Source organism: Bradyrhizobium sp. YCK136 (genome assembly GCF_044570075.1).
Classification (GTDB): domain Bacteria; phylum Pseudomonadota; class Alphaproteobacteria; order Rhizobiales; family Xanthobacteraceae; genus Bradyrhizobium; species Bradyrhizobium diazoefficiens.
This window is the reverse complement of the sequence record NZ_CP172424.1, coordinates 8,355,015-8,369,204: the sequence shown is the minus strand read 5'-3', so window position 1 is coordinate 8,369,204 and position 14,190 is coordinate 8,355,015. Positions and strand designations below refer to the sequence as shown.

The following is a 14,190-nucleotide window of genomic DNA, read 5'->3' as shown; positions in this document are numbered from 1 at the left end:
AAGGGCAGAGCGGCAGTGAGCGAGGCCGGGAGGCCGGCCACTAGCTGGTACTACCTCGGAACACCTTCGCAAAAGTTTCGAGTTCATTCACGTTTAGATCTGAAATCGCGACATACGATCGCTCACGGTTTGACCATCTGATCATGTTGAAGCCATTCTCCGCCCGCCAATCGAATGGCACGTCGAGCTGATCACGCCCGGTGATTTCGGTCAGGCTGATCACGTGCTCGCGTCTGCGATATACCAGGGTCGACAACGGTGTCCTGCCGACGACATCGACCCGTCCGCCTACAAGTTCGAAGCCTTGAGCAGCGAGATCAACGACCCGTGGCGATTGGGTGATCCGACCATTGAACCAAGGCTTAACCGTATGCTGGTCCGAGGAAGCGACATCCGTGGGCTGTGCTGCCATCAGCGAGCGGAGGTGGGCGTCAAAGAGTTCGGCTACCACGATCTCCTGCGGCGCGATCCTGCGGAGTGCGATTCCGGTCAAGGTGCTGGACAGGGCAGCCACGACCAAGATCGATGCCGCGATCTTGGCCCAATTGGGCATTCGTCGTGTCGTTTCGAGCGCAAAGGCGGCCTCGATCCGCGATCGCAGTTGTGGCGGAAGCGGTTCCGGTGGGCATTTCTCGGCCAGCACTTTCTTTAAGGTGGCGATTTCATCTGCGAGATTCCGCAAGTCGGGGTCGGCTGCGATCTTGCGCTCGACTGCGAGCGCGGCCATGACGTCAAGTTCCCCGTCGAGATAGGCGTGAATGAGATGCAGATCATTGTCGTCCGAGAGTGGCACTAGCAACTCTCCTGCTTCATTCGTGCAATCAGCCTGTGGCGGGCTCGCGTTAGTCTCGACATCTGGCCGATGCGAAGACTCGCGCAAAGGGCGGGAGCCAGGATCGATCTTTCTTTTGGCACGTTCCGTGCCCGGATCGATCTTGTGCAGAGGCCAATCATCACAAGACATTTGAGAATACCCATTGCCGATGATTTGCCGGGAGTGAACGGGCAGCCTGGGAGACAACTTTAGCTCCCTCGCTTCCGAAACCCTATGAGCTGGTTCACAGAAGAGCGAGCCAGGATACTCAGGTATTGGAGTGCAGAAATGACTTTGGCAGATTACTCATTTGGCGCATTTGCATTTTTGAACACAGCGAGGTTGTTAGGCTATTTTCCCCAGATCGTGCGCGTTCACCGCGACGATAATGGCGCCAAGGCTGTTTCAGTCTTTACCTGGATGCTGTTCTCCGCCGCAAATGTAGCGACTGTAAGCTACGCGATGATCGTCTCGCATGACGCTGCGATGGCGATCATTTTCGCGCTTAACACGCTCGGATGTCTGACCATTGTTGGTCTGACGATGTGGAGGCGAGCAGGGATCCGCAGGACGGGGGCTGATGATGGAGGGGCATATGGTCGACTATCTGGAGCCTCATCGGAGAAAATACCTGGACGAGCTAAGTCCCGGGGACCGCAAACTGTGGCGCAGATGGCAGATTGGCTGGTCTTTAGCCTACTCCGCTGTTCTGCTCGTTCTCATCGGCGTGGGGTACCCTCTGGCTGGATCCAAGGACACCGAGATCGCGCGGTCTAGCTCGCCAGGACAGCACGCGCAGACCGTGCGTTTTGGCGGATCGAAATGAGTTCGCGCGCCAACCCCGAACTAGCGTTCCGTGCGAACCCACTTCTCCGCACTGTTGCCACGTGACCACCGTTATTGTTCCAACAGGGTGTAATTGACATGACGATTACCGATCGAATCCAAAACACTTCCTACGGTCCAACGGCTCGCAATTACGATAGCTTGATCCTCCTCGGATACTCAGCGTTCGCTGTGTTTGCTCTCGCCGCGATTTGCCTCGCCGCAGCAGGTCCAGGTGTAGCCGGCGGCGATCTTGTGGCGGCGGCAGTAATGCCATGGATTGAACGATCGAGCTCTCGGCTGTGATCCGGGTGCTGATCCACTTTTCGGGAGACAGCTGCTTTAAAAACGCGCGCTCGATCTCGGTTAGATCCACGGTTGCCTCTCTGGAGAAAACTCCAGACGACCTGGCGTCGATCCACCCGGTGTAACCGAGCCAATCAAGAAGGACCGAAAGCGCTTATCAGTCCGATCGCAATGGGGACTAGCCCCACGATGGTCCATAGGGCGGGCGAGCTGGAGCCCAGGCCAGCAACAAAGATGCAGACACCAAAGCCCACAATGAGCGCCGAAATGCCGTAGGCGAGTGCTTTCTCCATTGGCCGATCCACCAGAAACTAAGGATCGATGCGCCTGTAGGACGCGCTTGGGATCAAAACGTTCCTATGCGCCAGGAGCCCCGGGAGGTGATGGAGTTCTCAGCGCAAATTGGCGCACTAAATGTGCCACGGGTGGTACCAACGTGAGACCCGAAAACTGATCTTAGCGAAGCGCCCACTAATGTCGGCTCTTGGCCCGTTTGCGACACGCCGGGGCGGTCTGACGATGTCTTGTTCACAGGGGTAGACCGGAAGAAAACGGCACGCGGCCAAAGGGACGCGATTGGACCCCAAGCAGACGTTTAATTGATCGCACGGCAAGCCGTTAATCTGGTGAGTCGATGGCTTGCATGGCGCCGGTCCCATCGCAAATGGGAGTCACGGAAAAATCTCACAAACGGGGGTCATGGCGCCACTTTGCGTTAAGCAAGTGGTTTTGCGACGTCGCGAATGCAATTGGCGAACACCTGCGCGACCGGGCTCAGCATCCGGCCCTTCAACGTGAAGATTGCCGTTGGCAAGTGCCAACGCGGCAATGCGACGGGCAGTGCCTTCAGCAAATCGGCTCCGGGGCCGAACTGCAGCGCCGAGCCGGGTACTAGTGTGAGATAGCGTCCGGTGGCGAGCAGGCTGATGCGCAGGTGTAGGGAGTTGCTGAAGATCGTCGCGGTGGGAATCGACAGCTTCGCAGCACGGAATGCTTCGACGAAAGGCGAACCGGATTCCGCTTCCAGCGTCGACAGGATCCACGGCACGTCGACGAGTTCTGAAAGGGTAAGTTTGCGGCGGCGCGACCAGGAGCTCTGCGGGCCGGCGGCGACGACGAGCGACTCGTAGAACAGCGGTTGCATTTCGATGTCGGAGTCAGGTGTCTCCGTCAGCAGTCGCGAAATAACGATTTCGCATTGACGTTGCCGGAGCAGGTTGAACTGATGCGACGCCGTGCCTTGTTCCAGCCTAACGCGCAGACGCGGCAGTCGTTTTGAGAGCCGCGCGATCGCTGCCGGCACGAGGCCGGCTGCCCACACCTCGGTGCATGCTATGCGCAGCTCGCCCGCTTGAGGATCGGCGAGAAACGCAATCTCCTCGACGCTCTGCCGAAGTTCGTCGAACACTGCAGTGCCGCGTTTGAGCAACGCCTCGCCGAACATCGTCGGCTCGACTCCGCGCGCGGTGCGGTCCAGCAGCGTCACTCCGAGCACGTGCTCGAGATTGGCGATGGTGCGCGAGATGACTGGCCGTGAGATGGCCAGGCGCTCGGCGGCCTTGGCCATGCTGTTCTCCTCGACCACCGTCATGAAGACGTGGAGGTCGCGGGGCTTGAGAAATCGTCCGACTCTGTCCCAGCGCATGTCGACGTACCTAAGCGGCTACCGGCCTGTCGAATATTCGACCTTGTGGATACTCCTGTTTTGGAGCCGACTCCAGCTCCGGGCCTGAACTTTCGGCCTGAACAGGTTCGAAGCAGGAGATGGCGATGAGGGCGATTGGCGTTGTAGCTGCAATTCTGGCCGTTGTGGTGCGCGCCGCCCCCGCCGGGGCCGCCGAAATCACCGTTTTGAGCACGCCCTCCATGCAAGGCGTGCTCAATGATCTTGCGCCGGCATTTACACGCGCAACCGGCCATACGCTGGGGCTCACCTTTGAAGGCGTCCCGGCGCTCAAGCGGCGGATCGAAGCGGGCGATACGTTTGATGCCGCGGTCTTGTTGCCGGCAGCGGTCGATGATCTCACCAAATCAGGCAAGATCGCCGTCGGCTCGCGTTCAGACATTGCCCGCACTGCCGCCGGCGTTGCGGTCCGGGCAGGGGCGCCGAAGCCTCTGGTGGGTACCGGCGAGGACCTCAAGCGAACGCTGCTCGCGGCAAGAGCAATCTCCTATTCGCCCGACAGCGCGAGCGGAAGCTATTCCTTCATCTGCTTGATCGCCTCGGCATCGAGACAGAGGTGAAGCCGAGGCTCCTGGCGGTGACAGGGCGGAGCCCCGTCGAGGCCGTCGCGCGCGGCGAAGCAGAGCCGACCGTGATCACCGTGCCCAACATCGTCGGCGTCGAGAGCGTTGCCCTCGCAGGGTTACTTCCGGAAGAGTTGCAGAACTACACCACCTTCAGCGTCGCCGTCAGTGCCAACGCCAAGGAGCCTAAAGCCGCCGAGCAATTGATCGCATTCTTGCGCTCGCCCGCCGCCGCGGCCGCGATCCGGAGCAAAGGATTGGCGCCCATTGTCCCCTGAAGCCTTGTGGGAGGACGATCGTTGGTTGGCCCGGTCTTGCCTTTTGACCTTTTTCATGAACTCGTTTCGGAATTTTGTAATATGTTCGTCACCGTTGTTGCGGTGCTTTGCCATTTTTCAGCTCACGACTGCACCGAGGTGGTCGTAGCAAATTCGAACTTGGACGCCGGTATCACTTTTCAGGGCTGCTTAACTGGCGGCCAAGCAGGTCTAGCCCATTGGAAGAGCGCGCACCCGATCTACCGGTCTGATGACTGGCATATCGAGCGGTGCAAATGCGTCGCCGGGCTTTACGTGGCGAAGGCCAAGATCTGACTCGAAGATTGTCCAAGACACGCTCGACGGGACATGTCTCCTCTTGGCCCGTTTGAGACGAGCTGACCAGCACTGACCATGTCCGTTCACCAGGCTTGACCGGAAGTCCTCGGTGTCCTGTCAAACCGACGCGATTGACCCTTACCGCCTGCCGTGGGCCAGGTTCCCGAATTTGTACTCCAGTTGGTGGTCAATATTGACCAGATGTTGGTTACCGGACATGCCAGACTTCCATGATCACCGCACGGCCCTTTGGCTTTCATCGGTGATGAGAACGCCGCTAGTACCCGGAATCAGAGCTGAGTGATACGGCGGCCTTTGAAACGGCGTTGACGGACCTTTTTCTTGGTCCAGACGAAGGGCTCGGCTCTGTCGTTGTATGCGTTGGCGTAGGCATCGATGTGTTCCTGAAGCTGCTTGAGGCTCGTGAAGGAGGTGCCGCTGAGCGACTGCCCCTGCAAGATGGAAAACCATACTTCGACCTGATTGAGCCATGACGCACTTGTCGGCGTGAAATGAAATTGCACGTTGGGGTGGGCCTTGAGCCAGTCCTCGTTCTTTTTATGGGTGTTGAGGTTGTCGAGGATGACGTGAAGCTTGCGGTTCGGAAAAGCCGCGGTGACGCTGTTCATGAAATCGAGAAACTCGACGCGGCGCCGGCGTTTTGAATGGGTCGCGATGATCTTTCCGGTGGCGACTTCGAGCGCCGCAAACAATGTTGTGGTGCCATGCCGCTTGTAATCGTGGCTTTGGCCGGTCAAGGCGCGGCCATTGGGCAACTTCAGATAACCCTGCGCTCGCTCCAAAGCCTGGATCGAGGGCTTCTCGTCCACGCACAGCACAATGGCCTTCGCCGGCGGCGCGACATAGAGGCCGACAACATCGGCGGCTTTGGCCGTAAAGTTCGGGTCGTTGCTCTCGCACCAGGACTTGCGAGCCACCAGGTCAATCTTGTGGCTGCGCAGGAACCGCCAGACATATTGGACATCGACATCGCCCAGCGCCTCGGCCAGCAGGGGGCCGGTCCAGCGCGCAAACCCTTGCGGTGGCGGCTTATCCAGCAGCTTCAGAATCCGCTTGTCGGTCGTCTTCGTATAGATCGGCTGCTTGCCAGGCCGCGGCTTGTCTTGCAGCCCTTCAAGGCCATGGTCGGCATAGCGATGCCGCCAAAGGCTGACAATCCGCGGCTGGACCCCAACTTCCTTGGCGATCGACCGGGTGCTGCGCCCATCCGCCGCCAACAGAACTATCCGCGCCCGCTTCAAATCGCGCTGCAACGTCACCGGTGAGCGACAGCACGCCTCAAGCACCTTGCGATCTTTCCTCGAAAGGTGGACTTCTCTTGCTTCGGGTATCATACTAGCGCTCCCGCCTCCTCTTAGAATGGAGCAGCGCCATGCAGCGAGCCGTTTCAAGCAAACCACGTCCCTTGAAGAGCGCCTTGCCGAACAAGCCCAGCGTCTCCGTCAGGAAGCCAAATCGCTTCCACCTGGTATCGAGCGGGAGCGCGCGATCCGCAAAGCCCGGCAAGCCGAGACCAGCTCGCATATCAGTGGATGGCTAAACTCGCCCGGCCTGCAAGCTCCGAGGTGAACGTTGAAGCAGCCTGCGGCCTACTATCCCGATGGGATCTCAGAGCAGGACAATGAGCGCCGCCAACAGGCAGAGCGGGCGATAAACCCTCTCGACAAAGAGACGTGGCTACGGCGAGCCCGTCACTGCCGCCCTGAATTTTTAACAAATGAGCAAAACGAGACAGCGGCGCAAGTCCGCGTTGTTCCATCCTGATAAAATCACCGTTCGGCCATTGGCATCCATCGGTGACTGAGAGCATCACGCTCCCGTCCAACCCAAGTGGAGGGCGAACTATGTCGTCACTTAAACAACTTCAACGCCAGCAAATAAACCACGATACCCGCTATACGCACGGGCAGCTCGTACAGCTACGACGCCAGATGCTGAGGTTTGCCAGGTCGACGCCGCCCGGGGCTGAGAGAAATGCACGGCGGCAGATCGCCCGATCGCTGCGCAGTCTTTTCAAGAACAAGGGATGGCTGGACGCTCACACCGCTGAAGGTTCGTAGCGCGCCAAAGACGTTTTCCGCATGTTTCGGGCATCAGCGGTGGTACTTCCATTTGATATTTGGGCTGAGGGCTCACGACTAGAAGTTTCGGGAAACTTAGCGCGCAATTACGAACCGCGTCACGCCATCCTCGATCTTCATTTCGATGGCGATGTCCCAAAGCCAATCTTCGTCTTCGCCGAGGTCCTTGGCGACCTTGGCAATAGTGGTGACGTGATGGACCTTGTTGACGTGAGTGGTCATGCCGCTCGAGCGGAGATCGTTGATGCGGGCGTCCAATTCCAGGGCAGCAGTTCGTCCAAGCGATTGGCCGGATGGGCGGCGAGGCGGGCGAGGATATCCGTGAGCCACGCCTGCGGGTCGATGCCGTTCATTTTCACCGTGACGATGAGGCTGTACATGGCTGCGGCGCGCCGCCCTCCGCGATCAGATCCGCAGAACAGCCAGGACTGCCGTCCAAGAGCGATGCCTAGGCCTCGTTCGGCGGCATGGTTGGACAGACGTACCCGCCCATCCTCGAGGAACAGGGTGAAGCTCGCCCAGCGCTTCAGGATATAGTTGAACGCCTTGGCCAGGTCGTACCCACGGGAGAGCTTGGCGAGTTGTTCCCGCATGTAGACCTGAAGATCATCGACCAAGGGACGGCTCAGCGTCTGCCACCTGAACACGTTCCTCCGCACTCCTGCCATTGATGGAGCGTTCGATCTCGAACAGCGCATCGATCCGGCGCACGACCTCGACCGCGATGGGCGAGAGCGGGATCTCCTTTTTGCCGGCAGCCTTGCGCCGCGCATTCTCTTCGATGTCGGCCATGGCGAAGAACGGACGCCTTCCATGCGACCAGCAGGCAGCCTCCCGGATCGGTCCGGGCTGGCGTCCCGCACGTAGATCCAGCACCGGCACGGTCGTATCATCGGCATGAAGGCGCTCGGCCGCCATGACATGGGCCTCAAGGCGGCGCAGCAACGGATCTAGTACTTAAACTCCGGCATCGCCTTCAATTCGTCCTTGGTGGCGTTATACACCGCGTGATCGGGATACCAACGCGTGCTGGCGCTGGTTGTGGTGGTTGTCGTGGTTGTCGTTGCGGCACCGGTGGTGGTTCGCGTGGTGCTGTCTGGAGCGGAAGTGGTTGCAGGCGGATTCGCTGGTGCGGACGTTGTTGACGCAGTTGTCGAGGTCACCGGCTGGTCAACCCACTTCAGCTTATCGAAGGAGACCGCCACGTAGTGTTCGCCCAGGCCGAGGACGCCGCCCACACCCAGAATAACATTGGCCACCTTGCCTGACCTATCCAAGATCACGTCGTGGATGTTTCCGATTTTCTCGTTTGCTTCATTGTACACATCGACGCCGGCGAGCTTGGACGCGCGCCATTCACCCTCCTTGTGCGTGGTAGCACTGGTTGTCGAAGCCGCTTGGTTTGTGGCTGTTTGCGCCGCCGCGTCGGTCATCGGCGCGATAGCCAGGAATGCTATTGCAAGACATTTGGAAAGCATGATGTCCCTCCACTATTTTTGGAACAATAATGCGATGTGAATTTGGTTCCAGCGACGGAACGGTAAATGATTCCGTCGCAGCGGGGTCTCTTGGGAAGCGGCTGATGCCCACGCTCGGATATTGCTCGCCACTCGCCAGTTTCAAAGCGAACAAAGGATCCCGATTTTCCCGGTTGAGATGTCAGCCTGTGGCTGATTAGAAACGTTTACCGAAGACGACGTACGGCGGATTCGATGGCGATGCTCGCCGTTACCCGGCAAACGACGATTGAATGCGATGATCATCAGAGCCGCGGATTATTCAGCGGCGGCGCTACGTGTGGCGCAAGCCGGTGCCACTCGGCAAACGATGCTTGACCGCTATCCCGTGATCGAGGAGTGGCTTGCCGCAAAGCCGAACATGGTTCTTGTTTGGCACACGGGGCAAAGTGGTCGCAGGATGATCATGATGCTTCGTCTTGGTCACTGACTCGGATTCTTTGGAACTTAGCAACTATAGTCCCGTTGCACGTCGTTACCCTTCCAAAGGAATGCCTAATGGCCAGCAATAAAAGCCCAAATGAGACGCGGGCCGGCGAGAATCCGGAAGGTAAGTACCATTTCAATCCCGGAAACATGGCCGGGAAAAAGCCCGGGGATGGGGAGCAGACTGCCGAAAACCGTGGCGAGCCGCATGAGCACAAAGAAAAACCCGCCGGTTAGGGCGGGTTAATGAGGCCGCCAATTGCGGCGGCCTTATTTTTTCGCGTGCGATTAGAATTCTCCTGTCTGCTCTGCCACCGAGAGCCGACATCGTTCACGATCCTTGAGCTCTCGCGCGCGTATTGGGCCCGAGACGGGGCGCAGGGCCTCCTACGTTCATTCCTGGGCTAGGAATTGATCCAAATCGATGAGCAGGTCTTTGGCCGCGTCGCCGAGGACTTCTGCACGGTCGTTTCCAATACATTCAATGGTACGTCCGCGCGAACATAACATCGGTTTGCTCATTGGAGTTTCCTTATTCGGGCTGCGTCTTTCGTAAACTATAAGTGTGCCCTAAAGATCGATACCGCGAGCATGCAAAGAGCCTTCACGGTACCAATCGAAGACACCGTGAAGTTTGCCGCGCGGGCGGATCCGCGGCGCGCTGCGCCGGCAGGGTCGCGCTTAAAGGTTCGTTCACCGACAAGGACCGCGACGTCGTGCGGCAAGGCGTCAAGACGAGAACGACCGAACGTCAGGCGACGGGTGGCGCCGCCAAAGTGGTCCGCAGCGAGCGTCTGCCCGACAGCGTCGACTCCTCGAATGTCCGTTGATAGGGGTAGATCGGAAGTCAACGCCAAAGGGTGAGACCGGCGTTTTTGACCCGTAGCGGTCGTGAGGCTGTCAGGTTCACAAGCGGGCTAGATGACCCCAAGCTGGTGCGGCAGCTAGACCAGAGGGGCAACGTCCGAGCAGGTTCAATTTATTTATCCTTTTCGGCACGCTTTCTTAGGTGAGGACTGTCGTGCAAGACCACGTTCAGCAGGGAATTATGGACCTCCAGTGATCCGTTGTATTTGATGAACCCAAGCTTGCGGAACTTGTTCATGAACATGCTGACGCGCGACCTGGTGGTCCCGACCATCTCCGCGAGTGTCTCCTGGCTTATCTTCGCTATGACCGGCTAGGGCTTACTCTCCTTGCCGAAGTTCGCCATCAAGAGGAGCACCCTCGCCAGACGCTTCTCACTGGAATTAAAAAGTTGATCGACCAAGTCCTCCTCGACTCGGGCGTTCCTAGACAACAGGTGAGCCATGAACATCTCAGAGAACTTCGGCTCGTCATGGAGCACACGCACGATAGCTGCCTTTTCGAGCCGCATGATGACGCACTCCGTCACCGTCACGACCGTCGCCACCCGCAGCGGATGCCCATTTAGGCAGCTCTCACCGAAGAAGTCCCCATTTCCGTGGAGCGCGACGACCGCCTCCTTGCCCTGCTCGGAGACGACGCAGACCTTGACCTTGCCCTCCTGAATGTAGAAGACCGCATCACCGGGGTCTCCCTGAGAGAAGACCTTCCGATTCTTCCGATAGTTTGAAACGGCCCTCCCCGAGGCCACGGTGTGGAGGAACTCCTGGACGTCGAAGGGCCGCCTCTTCGTTGCTTTGGCCACGCTTCCCGCCTTTAATTATCAACTGGCTTACATTCTAGGGCAAACCGAACATCAGGAAAACCCGGCCCGGATGTCGGTGGCAGTGTAGTGGCACGTGTCCCCGGCGGCCAAGTGAGCACTAAAGCTCACCTCGGCTCCAAATGTGCGCAGACTCGTACGTTATGGAGATGCCGAACCAAGAGGCGTCCCAGTAACAGAGGAGCTGAATTATGGGTGTCATCCTTCCGTTCGTATCAGCCGGCGCATTCGAGCCCAACGATATTGAGGCGATGTCCCTGGCTTGTGAGGAAGTCTGCCATTACCTTCATATCAACGGCGACGCGCGGGCTCGCGAGACCATCGCCGCGAGAGTCATCGAGCTGACCCAGCGCGGCGAACGTTGCCCCACAGTCTTTGCGCGACCGGGTGCTTGCGGGAATGAACGCCGGCCCCGGACGATGGCTGATGGGGTTTGGCGTCGTCTCAGGGACGCCCGCTAATCCCGCTAATGATGATCTCAAACTGTCCACTTCTGGGCGATTGTGTTGAAGAAGTCGGCCTGTCGATCGAGGCGCGCCGCTCGAACGTCGCGAATGACCCAAGGAGGACATTCGACCAAGCTGGGAGTGCTGCAGCACGTAAGGTCAGTAGCGACGAGCGTCCTCGACGCGTGATCACTGGGGTTGCGAGCAATTGCCCTAATTTGAATCTAGCGGCGACCTAACTCACTAACGACGCGTTAATTTCTTTTGGCATGTGAGCAATACTGACCAGCGCCGAGCTCAGTGGCAGTTCCACAGTGGGTTCCATCACCGCCCACCCACGGCAACTACCGGTGACTGAGAGTTCTGTAACGCTTCCGCCTGATCAAAGGCGTGCAACATGTTCCGACATCCCCGAACGCTATGTCCTATGTGTCGAGCAGAGGCGGTGCTGGCTCGGATTACGCCCGGCCCCTTTGGCTTCGATATCCGGACGTTTGAGTGCCCCGCCTGCAACGACGTCCACCAGCTTGTGGCCGATCTGGTTGATCCGATGAAATCCCCACGAACAACCGGCTGGCTTCACGGTCAACTGCACGCGCCGACGTAGCGGCTGCACCTTATGGGGCCGGGTTTTCGTATGACGGCCTTGAATACACGGGCACGGTGCCAATCTCACGTCCGTCATCGCTGATTATTGCGATGCGACGCTCAGGATCATCTTCGGGCTTATCAAGTGAAACGCCGATGGCCAGCACCGTCGCCCTGATGATTGCAGCGATATCGTCGTCGCAAACAAACCCCGATGAATCAAAAAGCCTGTGGCCGTCCTCGACATCAAAAAAGTACCGGGGCATTGGCAACCTCTAGTGCGCCAAGTGCTTCCAGACAGCATTGTTCCGAATAGGCTGCCGACTAGGGGCCTCAAGCAGACCATGGGAAACTGCGAGGCCGCCCAGAGAGGCATTCGCGTCCGGGCTTTGGTTCACTTTCCCCGTCTGTTCTCTCAAGAAGGGTGTTTTAACCCCTAGTGGACCCAATTTCATTGTGAGCAATATTGCTCACTTTCCCCGGAACGATAGTCTGTTCCCCGCGTGTACCCCTGCGCTCCTATTGCGGCGCACTGAGGTCCCCGAGTGGAAAACCAACAGCTTTTTATCCTGGTCGTTGAAGACGACCAGCTTGTTCAGAACCTTGTCGAAGACTGCCTGAGCGAGGGCGGGTTCGAGACTGTAGCAACTCCATCCGGCGAAAAGGCCATTGAGCTACTTGATGCGGCCGAGGGCAAATACCGGGCGCTCGTCACGGACATCAATCTGAAGCCCGGTGAGATCAACGGGTGGGAGGTCGCGCGACACGCCAGAGAGATCGACCCCCACTTTCCCGTCGTTTACATGAGCGGCATCGAAGCAGACGATTGGGCATCAAAGGGCGTACCTAACAGCATCATGTTGGCGAAGCCGTTCGCGCCCGCGCAGCTTGTCACTGCCATTTCTCAGCTTCTCAACGCGATCCCACCAGCCGGGTAAGTGCCGCCTCAGTTGGGCGGCTTGTTTCATTTGCCATTGTGATTCACGTCGCCTGTTGGCCCAAAGCCGTCTGCGAGGGCAGAGCAGGGCGCGCCCGCTCTGCCCCCCAAGTCAGACGTCTACCTGTTCTGCTATCGCGATGGCATCGTGCACCTCGATGCCGAGATAGCGGACGGTACTCTCGATTTTCGTGTGCCCCAGCAGCAGTTGCACGGCTCGCAGATTGCCGGTTCGACGATAGATCAACGTCGCCTTGGTCCGGCGAAGGGAATGCGTCCCGAACAGGTGCGGGTCCAGTCCGATGTCAGCGATCCAGTTAGATAGGAGACGGGCATACTGGCGGGTCGTCATATGTCCACTCCGCCGCCGGCCAGTGAACAGGTATTCTCCTGACTTCTTGCCGGCAGCCCGCAGATAATCGTCGATTGCCTGCCGGGTCGATTCAGTCAATTCGAATTTGACTGGCCGCCCGGACTTCTTTTGTCGGATGGTCGCGCGGTCCGCCGTATATCCGCCTGGCGCAAGGTCATCGACTTTCAAGCCTACGACGTCGCAGCCGCGCAACTTGCTGTCGATGGCGACGTCGAATAGCGCCAGATCGCGCATTCGGCCTTCGACCTGGAGCTTGGTGCGGATTGACCAGACGTGCTTCGGACGTAGCGGCGGCTTTGCGCCGACGATCTTCCCCTTATTCCAAGGGACGCGTTTGGAGACGGCAGGGATGGTGCTTAGGTTATCGGTCATATTGACCTCCTCAACTAGTGAGGCTGGTCATTTTCAGTCCGGAGCCCTTCCAATCCCGCGTCGTCCGCTTCGAGACGATTGGAGACGTACTTGCGTCCAATTCGAGCGATGACAGGACCGATTTTGACCCAAATCAGAAGTCAAGCTTAGCACGCGCATTCCGTTAGCGCCAAAACCTTGCTACTGTAGAGCGAGGGCCGAAACATAAGGTCACCAGCAACAATCGGCCGGGAGCAGCCCATTATGGAAATTACGCGACGCACAGCGACCATTGGCGGACTCGGCCTATTCGCCGCAACAACTATAAGCACCGCTAGCAGAGCAGACGAACTCGGCTCTTTTCTGGGCATCGGGGAAGGGCTGGAGGACTTTATCCTTGCCACCGACGCGTATGTATTTGGCTACCCGCTCGTAACGATGGAGATGACGCGCAGGGTCATCACGAACGTCGCGGAGCCAGTCGGGACACGCGGGCCGATGGGCCAGATTATCAAGCTGCGCAAATATCCGGACTCATCGTTCAGGGATGTGACGGCTCCAAATGCCGACACACTTTACACGACTTCCTTCTTTGATGTCGGCAAAGAGCCGTGGGTGCTGAGCATTCCCGACATGAAGGGCCGTTACTTTCTGTGTCCGATGCTTGACGGCTGGACTAGCGTTTTTCAGGTGCCGGGTAAACGCACGACGGGCACGGGTGCGCAGACCTACGCGATCACTGGACCCGGCTGGAAGGGCTCGCTGCCCGCTGGTGTCAAGGAATACAAGTCGCCGACTAGCATCGTTTGGCTGCTTGGCCGTATCTACTGCACCGGAACGCCGGAAGATTATGCCGAGGTTCACAAGTTGCAGGACGAGTTCAAGCTCGTTCCGCTAAGTTCATACGGTAAACCCTACACACCGCCCCCTGGCACCGTCGATCTATCCATCGATAAGAGCTGGCCCCGGTTG

Annotated in this window: 13 protein-coding genes and 4 pseudogenes; 7 read left to right on the top strand and 10 right to left on the bottom strand. The window is 58.5% G+C overall.

Translation table 11 applies throughout. The features are described 5' to 3' along the window. Positions 1 to 40: 40 nt before the first annotated feature. Complete coding sequence (locus ACFLEY_RS40375) at positions 41 to 793, bottom strand: anti-sigma factor (RefSeq protein ID WP_082755911.1); 753 nt, start codon at positions 791 to 793, stop codon at positions 41 to 43. A gap of 1,867 nt (positions 794 to 2,660) precedes the next feature. Further along, a complete protein-coding gene (locus ACFLEY_RS40370) occupies positions 2,661 to 3,512 on the bottom strand; it encodes a LysR family transcriptional regulator (protein WP_249163439.1) in 852 nt (283 codons plus the stop codon). A 197-nt stretch (positions 3,513 to 3,709) separates the two neighbouring features. Here ACFLEY_RS40370 and ACFLEY_RS40365 point away from each other — a divergent pair. Together ACFLEY_RS40365 and ACFLEY_RS40360 are read left to right on the top strand one after the other, a co-directional pair. Then, positions 3,710 to 4,470: pseudogene (locus ACFLEY_RS40365) on the top strand (molybdate ABC transporter substrate-binding protein). Positions 4,471 to 4,491: 21 nt separating this feature from the next. Further along, entirely contained in the window at positions 4,492 to 4,785 is a 294-nt protein-coding gene (locus tag ACFLEY_RS40360) for a hypothetical protein (protein ID WP_249163440.1), read from the top strand. 293 nt (positions 4,786 to 5,078) lie between these two features. Here ACFLEY_RS40360 and ACFLEY_RS40355 read toward each other — a convergent pair whose 3' ends face one another. Next, positions 5,079 to 6,143 carry an IS630-like element ISRj1 family transposase gene (locus ACFLEY_RS40355; protein WP_396604412.1) on the bottom strand — a complete coding sequence of 355 codons (1,065 nt, stop codon included), beginning with the start codon at positions 6,141 to 6,143 and terminating at the stop codon, positions 5,079 to 5,081. A 25-nt stretch (positions 6,144 to 6,168) separates the two neighbouring features. On the opposite strand from ACFLEY_RS40355, the gene ACFLEY_RS40350 reads away from it, so the two are divergent. Continuing rightward, entirely contained in the window at positions 6,169 to 6,378 is a 210-nt protein-coding gene (locus ACFLEY_RS40350) for a hypothetical protein (protein ID WP_082755912.1), read from the top strand. A gap of 587 nt (positions 6,379 to 6,965) precedes the next feature. On the opposite strand, the gene ACFLEY_RS40345 is transcribed toward ACFLEY_RS40350, so the two are convergent. From ACFLEY_RS40345 to ACFLEY_RS40335, 3 genes and pseudogenes are all read right to left on the bottom strand, one after another. Beyond that, on the bottom strand, positions 6,966 to 7,112 hold the full coding sequence (locus ACFLEY_RS40345) for a hypothetical protein (RefSeq protein ID WP_171901089.1): 147 nt from the start codon (positions 7,110 to 7,112) through the stop codon (positions 6,966 to 6,968). Then, positions 7,109 to 7,844: pseudogene (locus ACFLEY_RS40340) on the bottom strand (transposase); the annotation flags it as partial. The pseudogene ACFLEY_RS40340 and the gene ACFLEY_RS40345, both read right to left, overlap by 4 nt. Next, positions 7,841 to 8,368, bottom strand: coding sequence for a PRC-barrel domain-containing protein (locus tag ACFLEY_RS40335; RefSeq protein ID WP_060910326.1), 528 nt, complete (start codon positions 8,366 to 8,368; stop codon positions 7,841 to 7,843). The gene ACFLEY_RS40335 and the pseudogene ACFLEY_RS40340, both read right to left, overlap by 4 nt. 277 nt (positions 8,369 to 8,645) lie before the next feature. Between ACFLEY_RS40335 and ACFLEY_RS40330 the strand changes: the two genes are divergently transcribed. Both ACFLEY_RS40330 and ACFLEY_RS40325 read left to right on the top strand, forming a co-directional pair. After that, on the top strand, positions 8,646 to 8,837 hold the full coding sequence (locus tag ACFLEY_RS40330) for a hypothetical protein (protein ID WP_060910327.1): 192 nt from the start codon (positions 8,646 to 8,648) through the stop codon (positions 8,835 to 8,837). A gap of 68 nt (positions 8,838 to 8,905) precedes the next feature. Then, the gene (locus tag ACFLEY_RS40325; protein ID WP_171901203.1) at positions 8,906 to 9,070 is read left to right on the top strand and encodes a hypothetical protein; all 165 of its coding nucleotides are present in this window, start codon (positions 8,906 to 8,908) and stop codon (positions 9,068 to 9,070) included. Positions 9,071 to 9,226: 156 nt separating this feature from the next. Here the strand turns inward: ACFLEY_RS40325 and ACFLEY_RS40320 are convergent, their stop codons facing one another. The 3 genes and pseudogenes from ACFLEY_RS40320 to ACFLEY_RS40310 all read right to left on the bottom strand — a co-directional run bounded on the left by ACFLEY_RS40320 (position 9,227) and on the right by ACFLEY_RS40310 (position 11,823). Next, the gene (locus tag ACFLEY_RS40320) at positions 9,227 to 9,355 is read right to left on the bottom strand and encodes a hypothetical protein (protein WP_271613092.1); all 129 of its coding nucleotides are present in this window, start codon (positions 9,353 to 9,355) and stop codon (positions 9,227 to 9,229) included. A 457-nt stretch (positions 9,356 to 9,812) separates the two neighbouring features. Then, a pseudogene (locus ACFLEY_RS40315) lies at positions 9,813 to 10,505 on the bottom strand (Crp/Fnr family transcriptional regulator). Positions 10,506 to 11,586: 1,081 nt separating this feature from the next. Further along, the gene (locus tag ACFLEY_RS40310; RefSeq protein WP_060910328.1) at positions 11,587 to 11,823 is read right to left on the bottom strand and encodes a DUF6894 family protein; all 237 of its coding nucleotides are present in this window, start codon (positions 11,821 to 11,823) and stop codon (positions 11,587 to 11,589) included. Positions 11,824 to 12,102: 279 nt separating this feature from the next. Here ACFLEY_RS40310 and ACFLEY_RS40305 point away from each other — a divergent pair, with 279 nt between their 5' ends. Further along, entirely contained in the window at positions 12,103 to 12,495 is a 393-nt protein-coding gene (locus tag ACFLEY_RS40305) for a response regulator transcription factor (RefSeq protein ID WP_060910329.1), read from the top strand. A gap of 111 nt (positions 12,496 to 12,606) precedes the next feature. Here ACFLEY_RS40305 and ACFLEY_RS40300 read toward each other — a convergent pair whose 3' ends face one another. Further along, positions 12,607 to 13,239: a tyrosine-type recombinase/integrase gene (locus ACFLEY_RS40300; protein ID WP_060910330.1), complete on the bottom strand. Its 633-nt coding sequence runs from the start codon at positions 13,237 to 13,239 to the stop codon at positions 12,607 to 12,609. A gap of 243 nt (positions 13,240 to 13,482) precedes the next feature. On the opposite strand from ACFLEY_RS40300, the pseudogene ACFLEY_RS40295 reads away from it, so the two are divergent. Beyond that, a pseudogene (locus tag ACFLEY_RS40295) lies at positions 13,483 to 14,172 on the top strand (DUF1254 domain-containing protein); the annotation flags it as partial. Between the last annotated feature and the right edge of the window lie 18 nt (positions 14,173 to 14,190).